Annotated in this window: 16 protein-coding genes; 6 read left to right on the top strand and 10 right to left on the bottom strand. The window is 45.6% G+C overall.

Annotated elements, in window-relative coordinates; genetic code table 11:
- Positions 1-48 precede the first annotated feature (48 nt).
- The 4 genes from mnmA to EK374_RS08645 all read left to right on the top strand — a co-directional run bounded on the left by mnmA (position 49) and on the right by EK374_RS08645 (position 4,394).
- Positions 49-1,149, top strand: coding sequence for a tRNA 2-thiouridine(34) synthase MnmA (gene mnmA / locus EK374_RS08660; protein WP_127022020.1), 1,101 nt, complete (start codon positions 49-51; stop codon positions 1,147-1,149).
- Between the two features lie 3 nt (positions 1,150-1,152).
- Positions 1,153-1,791 carry a high frequency lysogenization protein HflD gene (gene hflD, locus EK374_RS08655; protein WP_127022017.1) on the top strand — a complete coding sequence of 213 codons (639 nt, stop codon included), beginning with the start codon at positions 1,153-1,155 and terminating at the stop codon, positions 1,789-1,791.
- 9 nt (positions 1,792-1,800) lie between these two features.
- On the top strand, positions 1,801-3,171 hold the full coding sequence (gene purB, locus EK374_RS08650; protein ID WP_127022015.1) for an adenylosuccinate lyase: 1,371 nt from the start codon (positions 1,801-1,803) through the stop codon (positions 3,169-3,171).
- A 68-nt stretch (positions 3,172-3,239) separates the two neighbouring features.
- Positions 3,240-4,394, top strand: coding sequence for a ribosomal protein uL16 3-hydroxylase (locus tag EK374_RS08645; RefSeq protein WP_127022012.1), 1,155 nt, complete (start codon positions 3,240-3,242; stop codon positions 4,392-4,394).
- Between the two features lie 127 nt (positions 4,395-4,521).
- On the opposite strand, the gene EK374_RS08640 is transcribed toward EK374_RS08645, so the two are convergent.
- Positions 4,522-4,944: a DUF4826 family protein gene (locus tag EK374_RS08640; RefSeq protein ID WP_127022010.1), complete on the bottom strand. Its 423-nt coding sequence runs from the start codon at positions 4,942-4,944 to the stop codon at positions 4,522-4,524.
- A 188-nt stretch (positions 4,945-5,132) separates the two neighbouring features.
- On the opposite strand from EK374_RS08640, the gene EK374_RS08635 reads away from it, so the two are divergent.
- Positions 5,133-6,200: a Leu/Phe/Val dehydrogenase gene (locus tag EK374_RS08635; protein WP_325049722.1), complete on the top strand. Its 1,068-nt coding sequence runs from the start codon at positions 5,133-5,135 to the stop codon at positions 6,198-6,200.
- A gap of 76 nt (positions 6,201-6,276) precedes the next feature.
- Here the strand turns inward: EK374_RS08635 and EK374_RS08630 are convergent, their stop codons facing one another.
- Positions 6,277-6,990 carry a hypothetical protein gene (locus EK374_RS08630; protein WP_127022007.1) on the bottom strand — a complete coding sequence of 238 codons (714 nt, stop codon included), beginning with the start codon at positions 6,988-6,990 and terminating at the stop codon, positions 6,277-6,279.
- A gap of 193 nt (positions 6,991-7,183) precedes the next feature.
- Between EK374_RS08630 and wecC the strand changes: the two genes are divergently transcribed.
- Entirely contained in the window at positions 7,184-8,416 is a 1,233-nt protein-coding gene (gene wecC / locus EK374_RS08625; RefSeq protein WP_127022005.1) for a UDP-N-acetyl-D-mannosamine dehydrogenase, read from the top strand.
- Positions 8,417-8,479: 63 nt separating this feature from the next.
- Here wecC and EK374_RS08620 read toward each other — a convergent pair whose 3' ends face one another.
- Genes EK374_RS08620 through EK374_RS08585 form a run of 8 tightly spaced genes read right to left on the bottom strand, consistent with a single transcriptional unit; the run spans position 8,480 to position 15,632 of the window.
- Entirely contained in the window at positions 8,480-9,328 is an 849-nt protein-coding gene (locus EK374_RS08620) for a hypothetical protein (RefSeq protein WP_127022003.1), read from the bottom strand.
- 52 nt (positions 9,329-9,380) lie between these two features.
- The gene (locus tag EK374_RS08615; protein ID WP_127022001.1) at positions 9,381-10,637 is read right to left on the bottom strand and encodes a lipopolysaccharide biosynthesis protein; all 1,257 of its coding nucleotides are present in this window, start codon (positions 10,635-10,637) and stop codon (positions 9,381-9,383) included.
- Positions 10,624-11,916: an O-antigen ligase family protein gene (locus tag EK374_RS08610; protein WP_164731847.1), complete on the bottom strand. Its 1,293-nt coding sequence runs from the start codon at positions 11,914-11,916 to the stop codon at positions 10,624-10,626. Before EK374_RS08610 ends, EK374_RS08615 begins: the two co-directional genes overlap by 14 nt.
- Complete coding sequence (locus EK374_RS08605; RefSeq protein WP_127021997.1) at positions 11,916-12,626, bottom strand: hypothetical protein; 711 nt, start codon at positions 12,624-12,626, stop codon at positions 11,916-11,918. Before EK374_RS08605 ends, EK374_RS08610 begins: the two co-directional genes overlap by 1 nt.
- Positions 12,623-13,528 carry a glycosyltransferase gene (locus EK374_RS08600; protein ID WP_206099313.1) on the bottom strand — a complete coding sequence of 302 codons (906 nt, stop codon included), beginning with the start codon at positions 13,526-13,528 and terminating at the stop codon, positions 12,623-12,625. Before EK374_RS08600 ends, EK374_RS08605 begins: the two co-directional genes overlap by 4 nt.
- 30 nt (positions 13,529-13,558) lie before the next feature.
- Positions 13,559-14,284 (bottom strand): WecB/TagA/CpsF family glycosyltransferase, encoded by a 726-nt coding sequence (locus EK374_RS08595; protein WP_127021995.1) that lies wholly within the window; start codon positions 14,282-14,284, stop codon positions 13,559-13,561.
- 26 nt (positions 14,285-14,310) lie between these two features.
- Positions 14,311-15,360 carry a glycosyltransferase family 4 protein gene (locus EK374_RS08590; RefSeq protein WP_206099312.1) on the bottom strand — a complete coding sequence of 350 codons (1,050 nt, stop codon included), beginning with the start codon at positions 15,358-15,360 and terminating at the stop codon, positions 14,311-14,313.
- Entirely contained in the window at positions 15,357-15,632 is a 276-nt protein-coding gene (locus EK374_RS08585; RefSeq protein WP_127021993.1) for a hypothetical protein, read from the bottom strand. Before EK374_RS08585 ends, EK374_RS08590 begins: the two co-directional genes overlap by 4 nt.
- Positions 15,633-15,651 lie beyond the last annotated feature (19 nt).

Genomic DNA, 15,651 nt, shown 5'->3' with positions numbered 1-15,651 from the left:
GCTATAATCCGCGCCCGTTCCCATCCAGCCAGTAAAAAGTGCGGTGTAATGTCAGATAACAGCAGCAAAAAAGTCATTGTCGGTATGTCCGGTGGTGTTGATTCCTCAGTGTCCGCCTACTTGCTGATGCAGCAAGGTTATCAGGTCGAAGGCCTGTTTATGAAGAACTGGGAAGAAGATGACGACAGCGAATACTGCGCTGCTGCTGACGACTTAAGAGATGCTCAGGCGGTCTGTGACAAGCTGGGTATCAAGCTGCACAAAGTCAACTTTGCCGCTGAGTACTGGGACAATGTGTTTGAATATTTCCTCGAGGAATACAAAGCTGGCCGTACGCCGAACCCGGATATTATGTGCAACAAGGAAATTAAGTTTAAAGCTTTCCTTGAATTTGCTGCCGAAGCTTTAGGGGCTGACTTTATCGCCACAGGCCATTATGTACAGCGCCGCGAAGTGGATGGTCATTGGCAGTTATTGCGTGGTCTGGATACCAATAAAGATCAAAGCTATTTCCTCTATACCATAGGTGAAGAACATGTGGCACAAACCCTGTTCCCTGTAGGTCATCTGGAAAAGCCTCTGGTTCGGGCTATTGCTGAAGAACAAGGTTTAATTACGCACGATAAAAAAGACAGCACAGGCATTTGTTTTATCGGCGAGCGTAAATTTAAAGATTTCCTGCAAAAGTATTTACCAGCCCAGCCTGGTGATATTTACACAGTAGACGGCGATAAAATTGGCCAGCACGATGGCCTGATGTATCACACTTTAGGCCAGCGTAAAGGTTTACGTATTGGTGGCTTAAAAGATGGTGATGATCAGCCATGGTATGTGGTATCGAAAGACTTGATCAATAACCGTCTTATTGTCGCTCAGGGTCATGATCATCCGAGTATGTTCTCCAAAGGCTTAGTGGCGAATCAATTGCACTGGGTCGATCGCACAGGCCCACAGCAAGCACTGCGCTGCACAGTCAAAACCCGTTATCGTCAGACCGATATTCCATGCACCCTGACCCCAATGCCGGATGGCACTGTGGTTGTGGTATTTGATCAGCCTCAAAAAGCCGTTACTCCGGGTCAGTCTGCTGTGTTTTACAGCGACGAGATTTGTTTGGGTGGTGGCATTATTAATTCGGCCATACAGTAACTTATGCAACACAGTATTCAGACTCAAACCCTTGCACTGGCTGGTATGTGCCAGGCCCTAAAACTTTTACAGCAAGTCACCCGTACTAATGATGTGGCGCTTGCTGACTTGCAGTTGTGTTTAGCCAGTATCGCTAATTTATCTCCGGCAGAGCCTTTGGATATTTATGGCAAAGATGTGGCTAACCTGCGCGCTGGTTATCAGTGTCTGGTGGATCAGTTAGGTGACAATCAGCATAAAGACGTTGAGCTGACCCGCTATGTGGTGTCCGTCATTGCACTGGAGCGTAAGCTGACAAAAAACCGCGATAATCTGGATAACCTGGGTAAACGCTTATCCCGCTTAGAGCAGCAACTGCAGCATTTTGCTATTACCGATGAAAACATCATTGCCAATCTGGCCGATATTTATGTCGAATGCATCAGCTCTTTAGGCACCCGAATTCAGGTCGCCGGTCAGCCAGAACTGCTGAAGCAGCAACTGGTACAGCATAAAGTTCGCGCTTTGCTATTGGCAGCTATCCGCGCTGTGGTGTTATGGCGCCAGTCCGGTGGCAGTCGTCTGCATTTTATATTCAAACGCAAAGCACTGCTTAATGAAGCCAAATCCGTTTTACACACTATTGCCCCAACCCATTCATAGGAGCACCTAATGGAATTATCAGCATTAACCGCCATCTCCCCTGTAGATGGCCGCTATGGCTCAAAAGCCAGCGAGCTGCGTGAGTTTTTTAGTGAATATGGTTTAATCAAATTCCGGGTGACTGTGGAAGTACGTTGGTTGCAAAAATTAGCAGCCACTGCAGCTATCACTGAAGTTCCGGCTTTATCTGACAGTGCCAACGCGTTGTTAAACTCAATTGTCGACAATTTTAGCCTGGCAGATGCACAGCGGGTAAAAGACATTGAGCGCACCACCAACCATGACGTCAAAGCTGTTGAGTATTTATTAAAAGAAAAAGTAGCAGGTCATGCTGAACTGGCTGCAGTCAGTGAATTTATCCACTTTGCCTGTACCTCAGAAGATATCAATAACCTGTCACACGGTTTGATGTTAGGTGCTGCCCGTGATCAGGTATTACTGCCACTGTGCGATCAGTTATTAAATGAAATCAAAACTTTAGCTCAGAAGTACAAAGCTATCCCTATGATGGCCCGTACCCACGGTCAGCCAGCCTCTCCTACCACTTTGGGTAAAGAGATGGCGAACGTGTACATGCGTTTAAAGCGTCAGCGTGAGCAAATTGCCAAGGTAGAACTGCTAGGTAAAATCAATGGTGCTGTAGGTAACTACAATGCGCATTTATCTGCCTACCCAAACCTGAACTGGCATCAGTTTGCAGAAGAGTTTGTCACGAGCTTAGGTTTAAGCTGGAACCCGTACACCACTCAGATTGAACCACATGACTATATTGCCGAGCTGTTTGACGCCATCGCGCGTTTTAACACCATCCTGCTCGACTTCGACCGCGATGTCTGGGGTTATATTGCTTTAGGTCACTTTAAGCAGCGCACCATTGCCGGTGAAATTGGTTCTTCCACTATGCCGCATAAAGTCAACCCAATAGACTTTGAAAACTCGGAAGGTAACCTGGGTCTGGCCAATGCCATATTCCAGCATTTATCGTCCAAGCTCCCTGTATCACGCTGGCAGCGTGACTTAACGGACTCTACTGTACTGCGTAACTTAGGTGTAGGTTTTGCGTATACAGTTATTGCTTATCATGCGAGCTTAAAAGGTATCAGCAAACTGGAAGTAAACGAGGCCAACCTGCTGAGCGAGCTGGATCAGAACTGGGAATTACTGGCCGAGCCGGTACAAACCGTGATGCGTAAATATGGCATTGAACAGCCGTATGAAAAGCTGAAAGAACTGACCCGCGGCAAACGTATTACGCCAGCTGACTTAGCCGTTTTTATCGACAAGTTGGAACTGCCAGAGCAAGTGAAAACCGAACTTAAAGCGCTGCGCCCGGATAACTATATAGGTGCAGCTATCGAGTTAGTTAACTTGCTCGACTAAACTAAGTTTCAGTTGATGATGTTATGCAGGGCGATTTAATCGCCCTGTTTTTATGGTGAACCAGACCTATGTACCAATTATTTTTAAATGAATTAACTCCAGCTCAGTTTTTAGCTGACTACTGGCAGAAAAAGCCACTGCTTATCAAAGCAGGCTTTAGAAACTTTATCGACCCTATCAGCCCGGATGAACTGGCAGGCCTGGCTGGTGAAGAAGAAATCGAATCCCGTATTGTCAGCAATAAAAATGCAGTATGGGATATGGAAACTGGCCCCTTTGAGGATTTCAGCCATTTAGGTGAAGATGGCTGGACATTGCTCGTGCAGGCCGTCGATCATTGGCATCCTCAATCCGCCGCATTGATAGAGCCATTTCGTTTTATTCCAAACTGGCGTATCGACGATTTAATGGTGAGCTTTTCTACTGCTGGAGGCGGCGTAGGGCCTCATTTGGACCAATACGACGTCTTTATTATTCAGGGCCAGGGCAAACGCCATTGGCGTGTCGGTATGCCGGATAGCAGCTTAAAACAGCATTGCCCGCACCCCCGCTTATTGCAGGTCAGTCCTTTTGTCGACTGCATTGATGTGATCACTGAACCTGGCGATATTTTATATATTCCACCGGGTTGCCCACATGATGGCATCTCATTAGATCCGTCGCTGAACTACTCAGTCGGTTTCCGTGCGCCGGCGCAAAAAGATTTACTGACTGGTCTGGCTGATCATCTGATCGATCAGGACATTACGGGTAGTCGTTTTACTGATCCAGAGCGTCAGCTACCAGATTCAGTTGGCGCTATCAGCGAGCAGGATCTAACTCAGGTGCAAAGTTTATTACGTCAGTTAGTTGATGATAAACACTTTGCTGCAGAGTGGTTTGGCAGTTATATCAGCCATGCCAAACATGAATTGGATGCGACAGAACCTGATCCTCATTACGAAACTGATGAAATTGGTGAGTATCTGGAAGAAGGATCGGTGCTGGCTAAATTAGGTGGCCTGCGCACTTTGTACTATCAGGCCCCCCCTGCTGATGACATTCAACTCTTTATCAATGGTGACCGCTTTTTAGTACCTGCGGCTGAACTTGAAACAGTGAAAAAGCTGACCGATCAAATTAGCCTGAGTCAGGAAGATTGCCAGCATTTCGCAGCAGAGCATGGCCGTTTACAGTTGGTCACTTTGCTGATCAATAAAGGGTATTGGTACTTTACTGAGTAATAGTTACTGAGGATTGTGATACAAAAAAACCGCCAATGGCGGTTTTTTTGTCTGCGACAGCTTTTGTACTATGCACAATAAAACTACAGCATTAATAGCTGTAAAGATTTATATACTAAGCATCCTATTATTTTGGCGAATTCCACAGTTCTTCGTTATTAAACAAATCATACAAACCATGTGCTCTGTTCACCAGTAAATTGGCAAAGTCTGTTTTAGTCTGATCGGGCGTGCCTGAATTCATAATCTGCTCAGCTTTCATTTGCCAGTGTAATGAAAAAGCCCGAACAGCCTCACGTGCATCTTTTGCCGCCGACAAAGGCATATGATCTGTAGGTAAATCACCACTTATCACCCAATATTGCTGGCGGTTTTGCGCACTAATCTTCCAAACCGCCATTAATGGTGTTAAATAACGAGATTCTGACACCGCTACATTGTCTGGCAATATGCCTTTTTCCGCCAGATACTGGTTTGCTTTTTGGAACTGATTGCGAACCCACTCGCTGTTTGCTTGTTCCTGTTGTTCCGGGGTTATTTGTTCTGCCATCTTTATTTTCCTTTCTCCAAGTGGCGCTACTTTATGTGACTCAATGCTGACAATCAAGAGCCAGCTTAAATTGTCGACAATCATCTGGTCTTACCAGATTTTGTTTTTAGCAAAGCATGGCGTACAAGCTGGTGAAGTGGTACATTCCGCGGCGCAAAAAAGCCCTTAATCCTGCCCTGTAAAGCGCAGTGAGTTATATCAACGGAGAGCAAGTCGTGGCTGTATTTAACCATCCTGAATTTGATAACCATGAGCAAGTTGTATTCTGCAGTGATGAAAGCACTGGTTTAAAAGCCATTATTGCGATTCACAGCACCGCCTTAGGCCCGGCAACAGGTGGCTGCCGTATGTGGGATTATGTCGCTGATGAAGATGCCTTAGTCGACGTGTTACGTTTATCCCGCGGCATGACCTACAAAAACGCCATGGCAGGTTTGCCATTAGGTGGTGGTAAGGCCGTGATTATTGGTGACGCGAAAAAAATCAAATCCGAAGCCTTGTTCCGTAAATTCGGTCAATTTGTGCATTCGTTAAGTGGCCGTTATGTCAGCGCTGAAGATGTAAACATCACCACTGGCGACATTATGATCGTCAATAAAGAAACGCCTTACGTGGCTGGCTTAGAAGGCTTAAGCGGTAACCCAGGTCCATTTACGGCACTTGGAACTTACCGTGGTATTAAAGCAGCGGCTAAGCACAAGTTTGGTACTGATGATCTGAATGGCCTGACAGTGTCAGTGCAAGGTTTAGGTAGTGTTGGTTTTTATTTGTGTGAATACCTGCACAAAGAAGGCGCAAAACTGATTGTCACTGATATCAATCAGGACGCTGTCAGCCGTGCCGTAGCGCAATTTAACGCTACAGCTGTAGGCTTAGATGAGATCTATGCGGTTGATGCTGACATTTACGCACCTTGCGCTTTAGGTGCCACCATTAACGACCTCACTATTCCTCAACTGAAATGCAAAATCATTGCAGGTTGCGCCAATAACCAGCTCAAAGAAAGCCGTCATGGTGAACTGTTGCGTCAACAAGGCATTCTGTACGCACCTGATTACGTGATTAATGCGGGCGGCATTATTAACGTGGCGATGGAAATGCGCGCTGCAGGCTACAACGCCGAAGAATCTACAGCTAAGGTAAACCAGATTTACCATACGCTGATTAACATCTTCGAACGCGCTGATGCACAGCAAAAACCGACCAACGAAGTGGCAGATTTAATGGCGCAGGAAATTATCCGTAACGCCCGTTAACTCTATGACCATAAAATGAAAGGGCGACCTTTATGGTCGCCCTTCTATTCGTCGAAATAGTGACCCGCAGACCTCTTCAAGAACTCGGGGTATACCACTCAGTCCAGTCTTTCGTTAATGAATACACCTGCAAACTGGCAGTTTCCGCAGCCAGCTTAGAGAACAAATCATAGTTTGATAAATTCACCGTCAATAAACAGTTCCAACCACAATTCACTGGCCTGAAGGTCGCGCTTGAGGCGGCATACACCTGTGCATTGAGTTGATGCATTTGCGCTAATTTTTTCACTCGAAGCGCATGGTAATCGCTGCTGATAAACAAATAATTTTTGGTTTTATCCAGCTTTTGATCCAAAGACGCAAACTCGTGATAAGTAGTTGGCCCGCCATCAAAACACTGGATAGCCGCATATTCGGTTTTTTGTTTTAACAAAGCTTCATAAGGCCCACAGTGCAAGGTCGTCATATAGACATTCACTGGCCGCTGCTGGGCGTTAATCATCAAAGCCAGCTGATTAATTCTGTTACTGCCGCAATCCGGCAAGCTATGTTCATTACCGCCACAACCTAACAGCACATAGTCGCCGTTAAAATTAGCCGGTAATTCTGCCGTACTGATTTGTGTGTTGTACCAGTCCCGCACCTGATTGGCGACTAATGTATTGCCGCTTAAATAAAACCAAATCAGCAAGAGCCACAGGCCTTTACGGCGATAATACAGACAGGCGAAAAAAAACAACCAGAGGAATATATTCTGCGGGTATAAAAAGGGTTCTAAAAAATCTTTCACTATAATTCCTTCCACTGAACTGTATCAGTACCTGGTATCCACGATACCACAGAGTCACTAAGCCACCATTCAGCTAACACTGTTATTTTATTAAAAATTTTCTTCAACCGCAGCTATCTGTCATCTAAGCTTTCTGGCGTGCTGTGGTAAGATGTCCGCAAAGAAAGAGCCAACAAGCTTAATGGAGTTCGTTATGTTTAAAACGGTATCAGTGATTGGTTTAGGGTATATAGGCTTGCCTACGGCAGCCATGTTGGCATCACGCAAGCTTCGGGTTATTGGTATAGACGTGAATCAACACGCTGTGGATACCATCAATCAGGGTAAAATTCATATCGTAGAACCTGAACTGGATATGCTGGTGCATGCCGCAGTGACGGGTGGCTACTTGTCAGCTCAAACCAGCCCTGTGGCTGCTGATGCGTTTATGATTGCTGTACCTACGCCATTTTTTGATGATCTGTCACCGGATTTAACTTATGTTGAAGCTGCGGTGAAATCTATAGCACCGGTTCTTGCCAAAGGTAACTTAGTGGTACTGGAATCTACCAGTCCGGTTGGAACCACAGAAAAAATCTGCCAGTGGATCCGTGAAGCTCGTCCGGATTTAACAGTACCAACAGACTCTTCTCAGCCGGACATTCACGTCGCCTATTGCCCTGAGCGTGTTTTGCCAGGCCGCGTGGTATACGAGCTGATTGCCAATGACCGTATTGTTGGCGGTTTAACTCCAGCTTGTTCGGAAAAAGCCAAAGCCCTGTATCAAACTTTTGTGACTGGTGAATGCCTGGTTTCCGATGCCCGTACCGCAGAGATGTCAAAACTGACTGAGAATGCCTTCCGTGATGTGAACATCGCTTTTGCCAACGAGTTATCTTTAATCTGTGACGAGCTGAATATCAACGTCTGGGAGCTGATTAAAATGGCGAACCGCCACCCTCGCGTAAATATTCTGACGCCAGGTGCGGGTGTAGGTGGTCACTGTATTGCAGTGGATCCGTGGTTTATCGTGCACTCAGCGCCAGAGCAAGCCAAACTGATTCGTACAGCCCGAGAAGTAAACGACTTTAAACCTCAATGGGTACTGCAAAAAGTATTATCCACTGTGGCCAACCACGCTTTGCATAAGCCTTCTATTGCCTGTTTTGGTTTAGCCTTTAAACCGGATATCGACGATTTACGTGAAAGCCCTGCGCTGCACATTGTTAACGATTTAGCCGCAGCGTATCAAGGTAAAATCTATGCGGTTGAGCCGAACGTGGAACACACCAACAAGCTGGCGTCTAACGTTGAATTGGTTTCTATTGAACAAGGTTTAAAAGCAGACATTATTGTGATCCTGGTGAACCACAAAGGTTTTGGTGACCTGGATTTCAGCAAGAGCAGCCTGATCAATGTGGTAGGCCCACTGCGCTCAGCACACTAATTTTTTCTGAGTATAAAAAGGGTCAGCAGCTTAAATCTGCTGGCCCATTTTTATTTCTGCCAGTTACTGTGCATTGATAACCTGCAGTTTTACACTTAGAAATGCCGGCTCTAAGGCTTTTTGATCTGCTTGATCTATCCAGCTGAACATACTCTGCCGATAAGCTTCAGTTTGCCATAATGCCATCAGAGCAGTATCAATGTGTTTGATGATCTGTTGCCCCTGCTCACTTTTATTGCAGGTAATGTAAGACACCACATAGGGGGACGCATCTGCAACAATCACACTTTCAATACCGGAACTCTGTTTTTTCTGTTTAAGATAAAACACCATTCGTTCGGGGTACTCAATCACATAATCCACCCGCTTTGATAATAACAAGGCAGCAGCATTTATCTCACTGGTAAAGTCATGAGGTATCAAATTGGCATAACGCGTTGCAGCCATAACGGAAGGCGGATAAAAACGATTGGGCTGATAGGCTCCGGTCAGCTGTGTATCCTGCACTAACTGATGCACATCCACAGTACCATTGGCTTGTACAGCAGGATGACTCTTTATTTCAGCAGATAAGCGAAAATGTGCGGCCAAGCCAGGTAACACAGCAACAGCTTTGGAGTACCATCTGTTTTTCGCCCGCTCTTCTGTAAAAACGCTGCCAAAACCACAGACTGATTTACTGTTTTGGCGAAACGCCTGCTCCAGCCTGGGTAAATTAACCACCTGAACCTGATGAGTGATATGGGGCAGTTGAGCAATCAATTGTTTTAACAGCAGATCAAAAGTACCTTGTTCTGCATGTGCACCAGAGGTAATTTGATGAGGGGGCCAGTCTGTTTTTAACCAGGTGACTTCCGTGGCGCTGCTGTTTTGACAACAGAGTAAACCAACAATAATCAAACCAGTACGCACTGAACCCCCTGAACGAATGCACTGATGGACCCTGATTAACCATACAATACTATCAGCGCTGCTGCTGTGTTTTCCTTTGCCGTTGCACTTGCCAGATACAAGTCAGCGCTAACATAGAAGTAATCAACAGATTGCCGCTTAAAAACAACCAGGCCGTCAGCTCAACTGTTAAGTCATAATTAAACCAGCAATAAGCTAAAGCAGTTAACACCACTGCCAGTGTCACCAGCATGGCTTTGTAATGGTTCGCTCCTAATGAGGTCAGCAATACTTCAAAATAGGTTTTCAGCAAAGTGATCCATAAAGTCGCCAGCACCAGATGCAACATCAACAGATGACCAGGATCCAGCGCTTCATTAAAGGAAATCTGATACAACCAGTCGCCCAGCGGCCACATCAGCAGATACGGCAGCGACAACACAGGCAAAGTAAATAGGAAAATCTTACGGAAAAACTGTAGCTTGGCAGTCAGATCTGGCAGACGACTTAAACGACTTAAAAACACCTGAGAAAAAATCACCGGTAATAAGGTGATAGGCATAAATAAAATAAACAGCTTTCTGAACTGACCCAGCGCCAGCAAGGTGCTGAATAAGGCCAGAAAGATAAAAGGAATATTGGTCATGATAATGGCGAATACATCATGCAAGGCAAAATGCAGCCGCTGCCGGATATCCTGCCAGCCAAAGTATTGACGAAAATTGCGCAGATAAGGCCCCAGGCCTGCTTTCAGTTCAGGCCAAAGCACATTCAGCCCCATAACCACAGGCAACAAACTCGCTACCAGCACAGCTTCGAGCATCGCATCCAGCTCTGTAATCACACCGGCAAAAAGTAATGCGACCACCACCAGCAAACTTAAAGCGCCAACAAACTGTGATTTTACTTCGACAAAAAACTGCTGCCGGCCTTTGAGGTAACAGAATATGGCCTGACTGACAGCCCAGACCAAGCCTATCAACAAACTCAGCAGATACAGATAATAAGGCACGCTGTCGTTGATCCAATAATCAATACCGACTACACCAAGACACAACAGCAAAAACACAATAAAGCTCAGCACCAGACTGTTGAACAACAAACTGATTTGCTGTTGTTTGGCTGAATAGTGGATCAGGTAAAAACTGACACCAAAGGCAATGGTGGGAAAAAACAGGTTCGCCAGCATATAGACATAACTGAAGACACCAAAATCACTCGCCAGCAGTTGCCGTGCAACCACCAGATTGAGTAACCAGCGCGAGCCAAAGTTCAGACCATGGGCCAGACTGTTGTTTAATAGCTTACGGGCAAAATCACTGCGTAACATGCGCAAGCTCCGTCTCAGCTGGCTTGGACTGTGGCTGACAATGGATCAGCGCTGCCGCATTTATAAATCCCCAGACCGGCCACAACATTCCGGAGCTAATGACATGACCTGCAATACAGGACACCATCAGCAATAACAGATTTAACAACACCAGTGTGGCAGCAATATCGGAGGAATATAGTCTGCATAACCTTAAATTCTGAGCGACAAAACCTATAAAAATCCAGCTAAAAAACATCAAACCCGCTACACCATAAAAAATATACAAATCAAAAGGATCTGACTCAGCCCAGAACTTCCACAGATGCTCAGATACCCCAATTAAACCCACACCAAACAAACGATGTGCATCGCTGTAGTAAAAACTGACCACCTGCCAGATTTCAGCTGCATACTTGTCGCGTGACGATAACAACACGCCCAATAAACCTTGTTGCTGATAAATATGCTGTAATTTCTCAGCCAAACCTAACTGACTTAGCAGCAGCGGTGCCTGCCAAATGACCAGTGCGGCAGAAGCGAACAGCAACACCAGCCCCAGTGCCAGACGAGCCCAGTTCAGACGTATTAACCAGGGGATCAAGGGGATCAACAGCACTAAGATAAGGCTTCCTAACAAACCGGTTTTGGTTAGCATTAAACTGGCACACCACACAGAGGTTGCAGCCACAGCCAGAAATATCAGCTTTTGCTGATGCCAGTAGTACTGTAATAGCCAGGCAGATAACACCAAAAGCACCACAGAAAGCTCGTTCGCTGCATTAAAAAAACCTTTGCTGCCTAAATCCACTTGGGTCAAATGCTGCTGAGGCAAATAAGAGGTGTAGCCATAGCCTAAGGCGCCGAGAATAAAATTCACCAGCACAATCAGGTAGTTCAGGACAAAAATCTGATGCAGGGACTTCAGCGCAAAGTCTTTGTCCAATTGCGCCAGACTCAGTAAATAATAAAATGCTATCAGCGGCGAAATCAGTTTCAGGATCAGGCCCAGATCTGCGGCTAAAGAGCCACCAAGTTGCAACCAGCTATAAAAAGCACCGGGCAATAACAACACAAAAAGTGCAGGAAAGAGTAAAAAGGCTTTAGCGGTACGCAGGCTCAATGACATCAGCATTAACATCAGCATCAGCACTTTATACAAAGCAGACAAACCAAAGCTGTGACCAAACTGATTTAATAAAAAACCATTAAAGGCGTCCACCAGCAAGTAACAGCTGCAAAGCAACAGGATCAGTTTATCCAGCGGTTGTACCTGCTGAAAATAAGTCGAAAGCCGCATTAAAGCCGCCATAACATCAACAGAATAAAAGCGCAGCTAAAACCAAAAAAGGCGCCAAAAAGTAACATCAACCACAAAGCCGGACCTTTACTTTGTTCAGGCGCTTCAGGGCTTTGTAATTGCTGCAGCGCAAAAGGTTGAGCCTGTTTTGCATAATCCAGTTCAAACTGCAGCCGGTTTTGCTGTTGTTGCACCAAGTCACTGCTCGAGAGCTGTTGCAAAGTGAGCAACTCTTGTTGTTTTTGCTGAATAAATTGCTGACGCCAGCGCTGGTCCCACAGCTTCAACACTAAAGCCAGTTCAGTTTCAGCACTTTTTTCCGAGTTGCTGATCCATTTCAGTGTCACCAGATTGCCACGTCTTTTGTGTTCAACACTCAATTGCTCCACATTAGCGGAGCGTGCCAAAGACTGAAAAAAATCAGGGTCTTTTAACCACAATAAGGCTCTGGATATTGCATCTGCAGAGGCCCCACCTACATTGGCCGGATTTTTATCGTTTGGATCATCTCGTCGAGTTAAACGTTCGGTTTGCCAGTCGGTTAACGTCACCACAGCAATGGCCTGATAACGCACGGCTGTACTGAGCTGAAATATATACAAAGCTGCCGCGCCTAATACAGCAGCAGCTAATAACAACAGCCAAAAACGTTTAAGCAATACAGCGCTCAGGCTGACAAAATTGGCATGGGCTAACAAATTCTGACTCATTTTTTCGAAAACAATCCTTTAATGCCTTTGCTCAACAGCTGCTGGCGGAATTTAATCGCCCACTGTAATTTTTGTTTCAGGTAGTAACGGATTTTAGTTGCCCATAAGCCATAACGACAGAAAAACAACAAACGGCCAAAAGACAGTTGCTGCTGTTCCATTACCAGACGGTAAAACTGCTGGTTCTGCTTATTACGTTCATTCATTAAAGGCAGATGTTTTTCAACAAAATAACTTTGTGCAGCCAGACGTTTAGGTGAGGTAGTAATACGGCCGAGCTCGTGCCCCACATGGACTACATAAGTGGCTTCAGCCAGACGCAAGGCCTTGCCATAAGCTGCCACCAGCCGGATCCACATATCGTAATCCTGAAAGGCCGCAAGGCCAATATCAAAGCCACCTTGCGCCAGCATACGGCTGCGCTTCACTAACACCTGATTCGATAAACAGTGCACATCCAACAATTCGTTCAGGCCTACTATGGCCGATTCCGGATACAACTGTTTGCGTATAGTGCCGTAATCCCAGAAATAACTTGAGCAGACAAAGGCATATTGATCGTCATACGCCTGATACAACGAACTCAGACGATTCGGTAAAAACTCGTCATCATCATCAAGGCCGGTTACAAACTCACCTTTGGCTTCAGCTATCGCCAGATTGCGTGCTGCACAAGCGCCCTGCCCCTTTTCCTGCCTGAACAGACGAACGCGAGGTTCATCTGCATAGACCCGGTTTAAGGTGTCCCAGGTTGTGTCGGTAGACGCATCATCCACCACTAAAAGTTCGAGATGAGGGTAATCCTGCGCCAGAACTGAGCGAATCGCACGTTGCACCATGTCCACTCTATTAAAAGTGGGCATATAAACACTGATCAAAGGTAAATCGGACTGTTGCTGCACTATAGTTCTCTCTGTTTTTAATCGTTTTTTTCAGAGCTTGTTGGTTAAATATAACCAGGCATACGTCAGTAAATTAGACTGACGACCAATACGGGATGGCTGAGATAACAACCTGTAAGCCCACTCTAAATGTAACTTACACCACAGAGCCGGAGCTCGTTGTACATGGCCTGTGAATACATCATAAGTACCACCAACGCCCATATAATAAGCGTCAGGTAATTGCTGCTGACACTTGCCAATAAACAATTCCTGCTTAGGAGATCCCATAGCGACTGTCACAATGCGGGCACCACTTTGCGCAATACGGCTGATCAGTTCATTTTCATCTTTAAAATAACCGTCCTGAGAGTCCACCACATTGACCCCCATGGCCGTCAGTTTTTCCACTGTTTCGGCCATCACCTGCGGTTTGGCTCCCACTAAAAACACTGGAGTTTTAGTGATTGCGGCCTTTGCCATTAATGCCTGCCACAACTCACAACCCGGAATACGTTCCACTTTGCGGCCTAATTTACGCCGCATTACTTTCACCACACCCATACCATCGGCATAACGAATATCGGCTTTGCTCAGAATAGCCATCAGCTCTGGATTTTTACTGGCGGCGATCACCTTCTCAGGGTTCATCGCTATAGCAGAACCGGAAAAGACAGTACCATCATCCTGAATCACATAATTGACCAGCGCAGCCATGTTGCTGAACGCCATGACCTCAATGCCACCTACAGGTACCACTTCAGGTTGTATTGCCATGCTTGTATTTACCTTTATTTCTATCATCATTGTTCAGGCACCAGAGCCTGGTACAGTTGTTGTATTTTTGCTGCGACATCGTCCACCAGACATTCTTTTGCGTGCTGATGACCCGACTGCTGCAATGCTGTGTAGTCTGAGTCTGACAAACTTAATAGCTGCTGAATTTTTTTCAGCAAATGCTGTTGCAAAACCTGCTCATCTGTCTGATCTAACACCCAAAAAGAGTCAGCCCCCAACTGCTCTGCGGAGCCGTCAGTTAAGGTAGCAATAACAGGGGTGTAGCATGCCATAGCTTCGGTCATCACCAAACCAAAGGATTCATTACGCGACAAGCTTAAAAAACATTTGCTGCGCTGATAAAACTCTTTTAACTGCTCTGCACTCCGGCCTGCTTCAAGTTGTAAATTCGGATAATCTTTCATCAGTAACTGAAACTGTGTCAGGTAAGGGCCGGCACCAATCACACAGACTTTTTTGTCTTTTAGTTGTGGCAGCAGGGCTATTAATCTGTCCATGCCTTTGTTTTTATCCAAGCCGCCAACATACAGCAGGTCGATGTCTTTTTCTGCTCGGGTTAACTGTTTAGCATCGGCATAGACCTGCGCAATGCCAGCGGATAACACTTCTGCTCTTGGTTTAATGCTAAAAGCTCTGCTCTGAAGTTTCTCACTGGTAAAAATCCACTGCTCCACATAGCCACAACACCAACGATACAACGCATTAAAAGGCTGATAATGGTAGATGTCGCTGCCATGACAAGTGACCACTATTTTTACTGAAGGTTTGCGCAAGTATTTATAAAGTAAAGCCAGCCAGATGGTCGGATAAAAAAAGTGCACATGAATAATATCGAAGCTTTTAAAGCTCAGAATATAAGACCAGAAAAATTGGAAAAACAGCACAGGGTATTTCAGCAAACGATTTAACAGACTGTCGTTATGCCAGCTCATATAGAAATAAGCCAAGGCCTGGCGTTTCTGAAGCGCCAGCATCTGATTTTTAACAAACTGTCCCTGAAAAGGTGCAGAGGGCTTAGGCCCCATATTGGTGATAATCAATACTGCTTTGGTCACAGCGGGTATCCTGCATCAACAGCTGGAGTTCTGGTTAAGAAAACCAAAAACAGCAGCGGCTCTTCAATAAATAGGGAATGCCAACGTCTTGATTCACTGCATAAAAATGCTTCAACACGTCCGGCTATCACAGCAAGTGTGACAGAAATAACAATTAGAGCATTATTTTCTGACAAAGTCGTTATTCCTTTCAATTTTATCTCCCAGACGCCGTAGTCAGCCCCGTTTTCTTCACCTATAATCAGCCCAATTTCGTTTGAGCCAGTTCGCATTATTTCAGGCTAAAAAGCC

This window comes from Rheinheimera mangrovi (assembly GCF_003990335.1).
In the GTDB taxonomy this organism is placed as follows: Bacteria; Pseudomonadota; Gammaproteobacteria; order Enterobacterales; family Alteromonadaceae; genus Pararheinheimera; species Pararheinheimera mangrovi.
The sequence above is the reverse complement of the archived record's forward strand: the minus strand, read 5'-3'. Positions and strand labels throughout refer to the sequence as shown.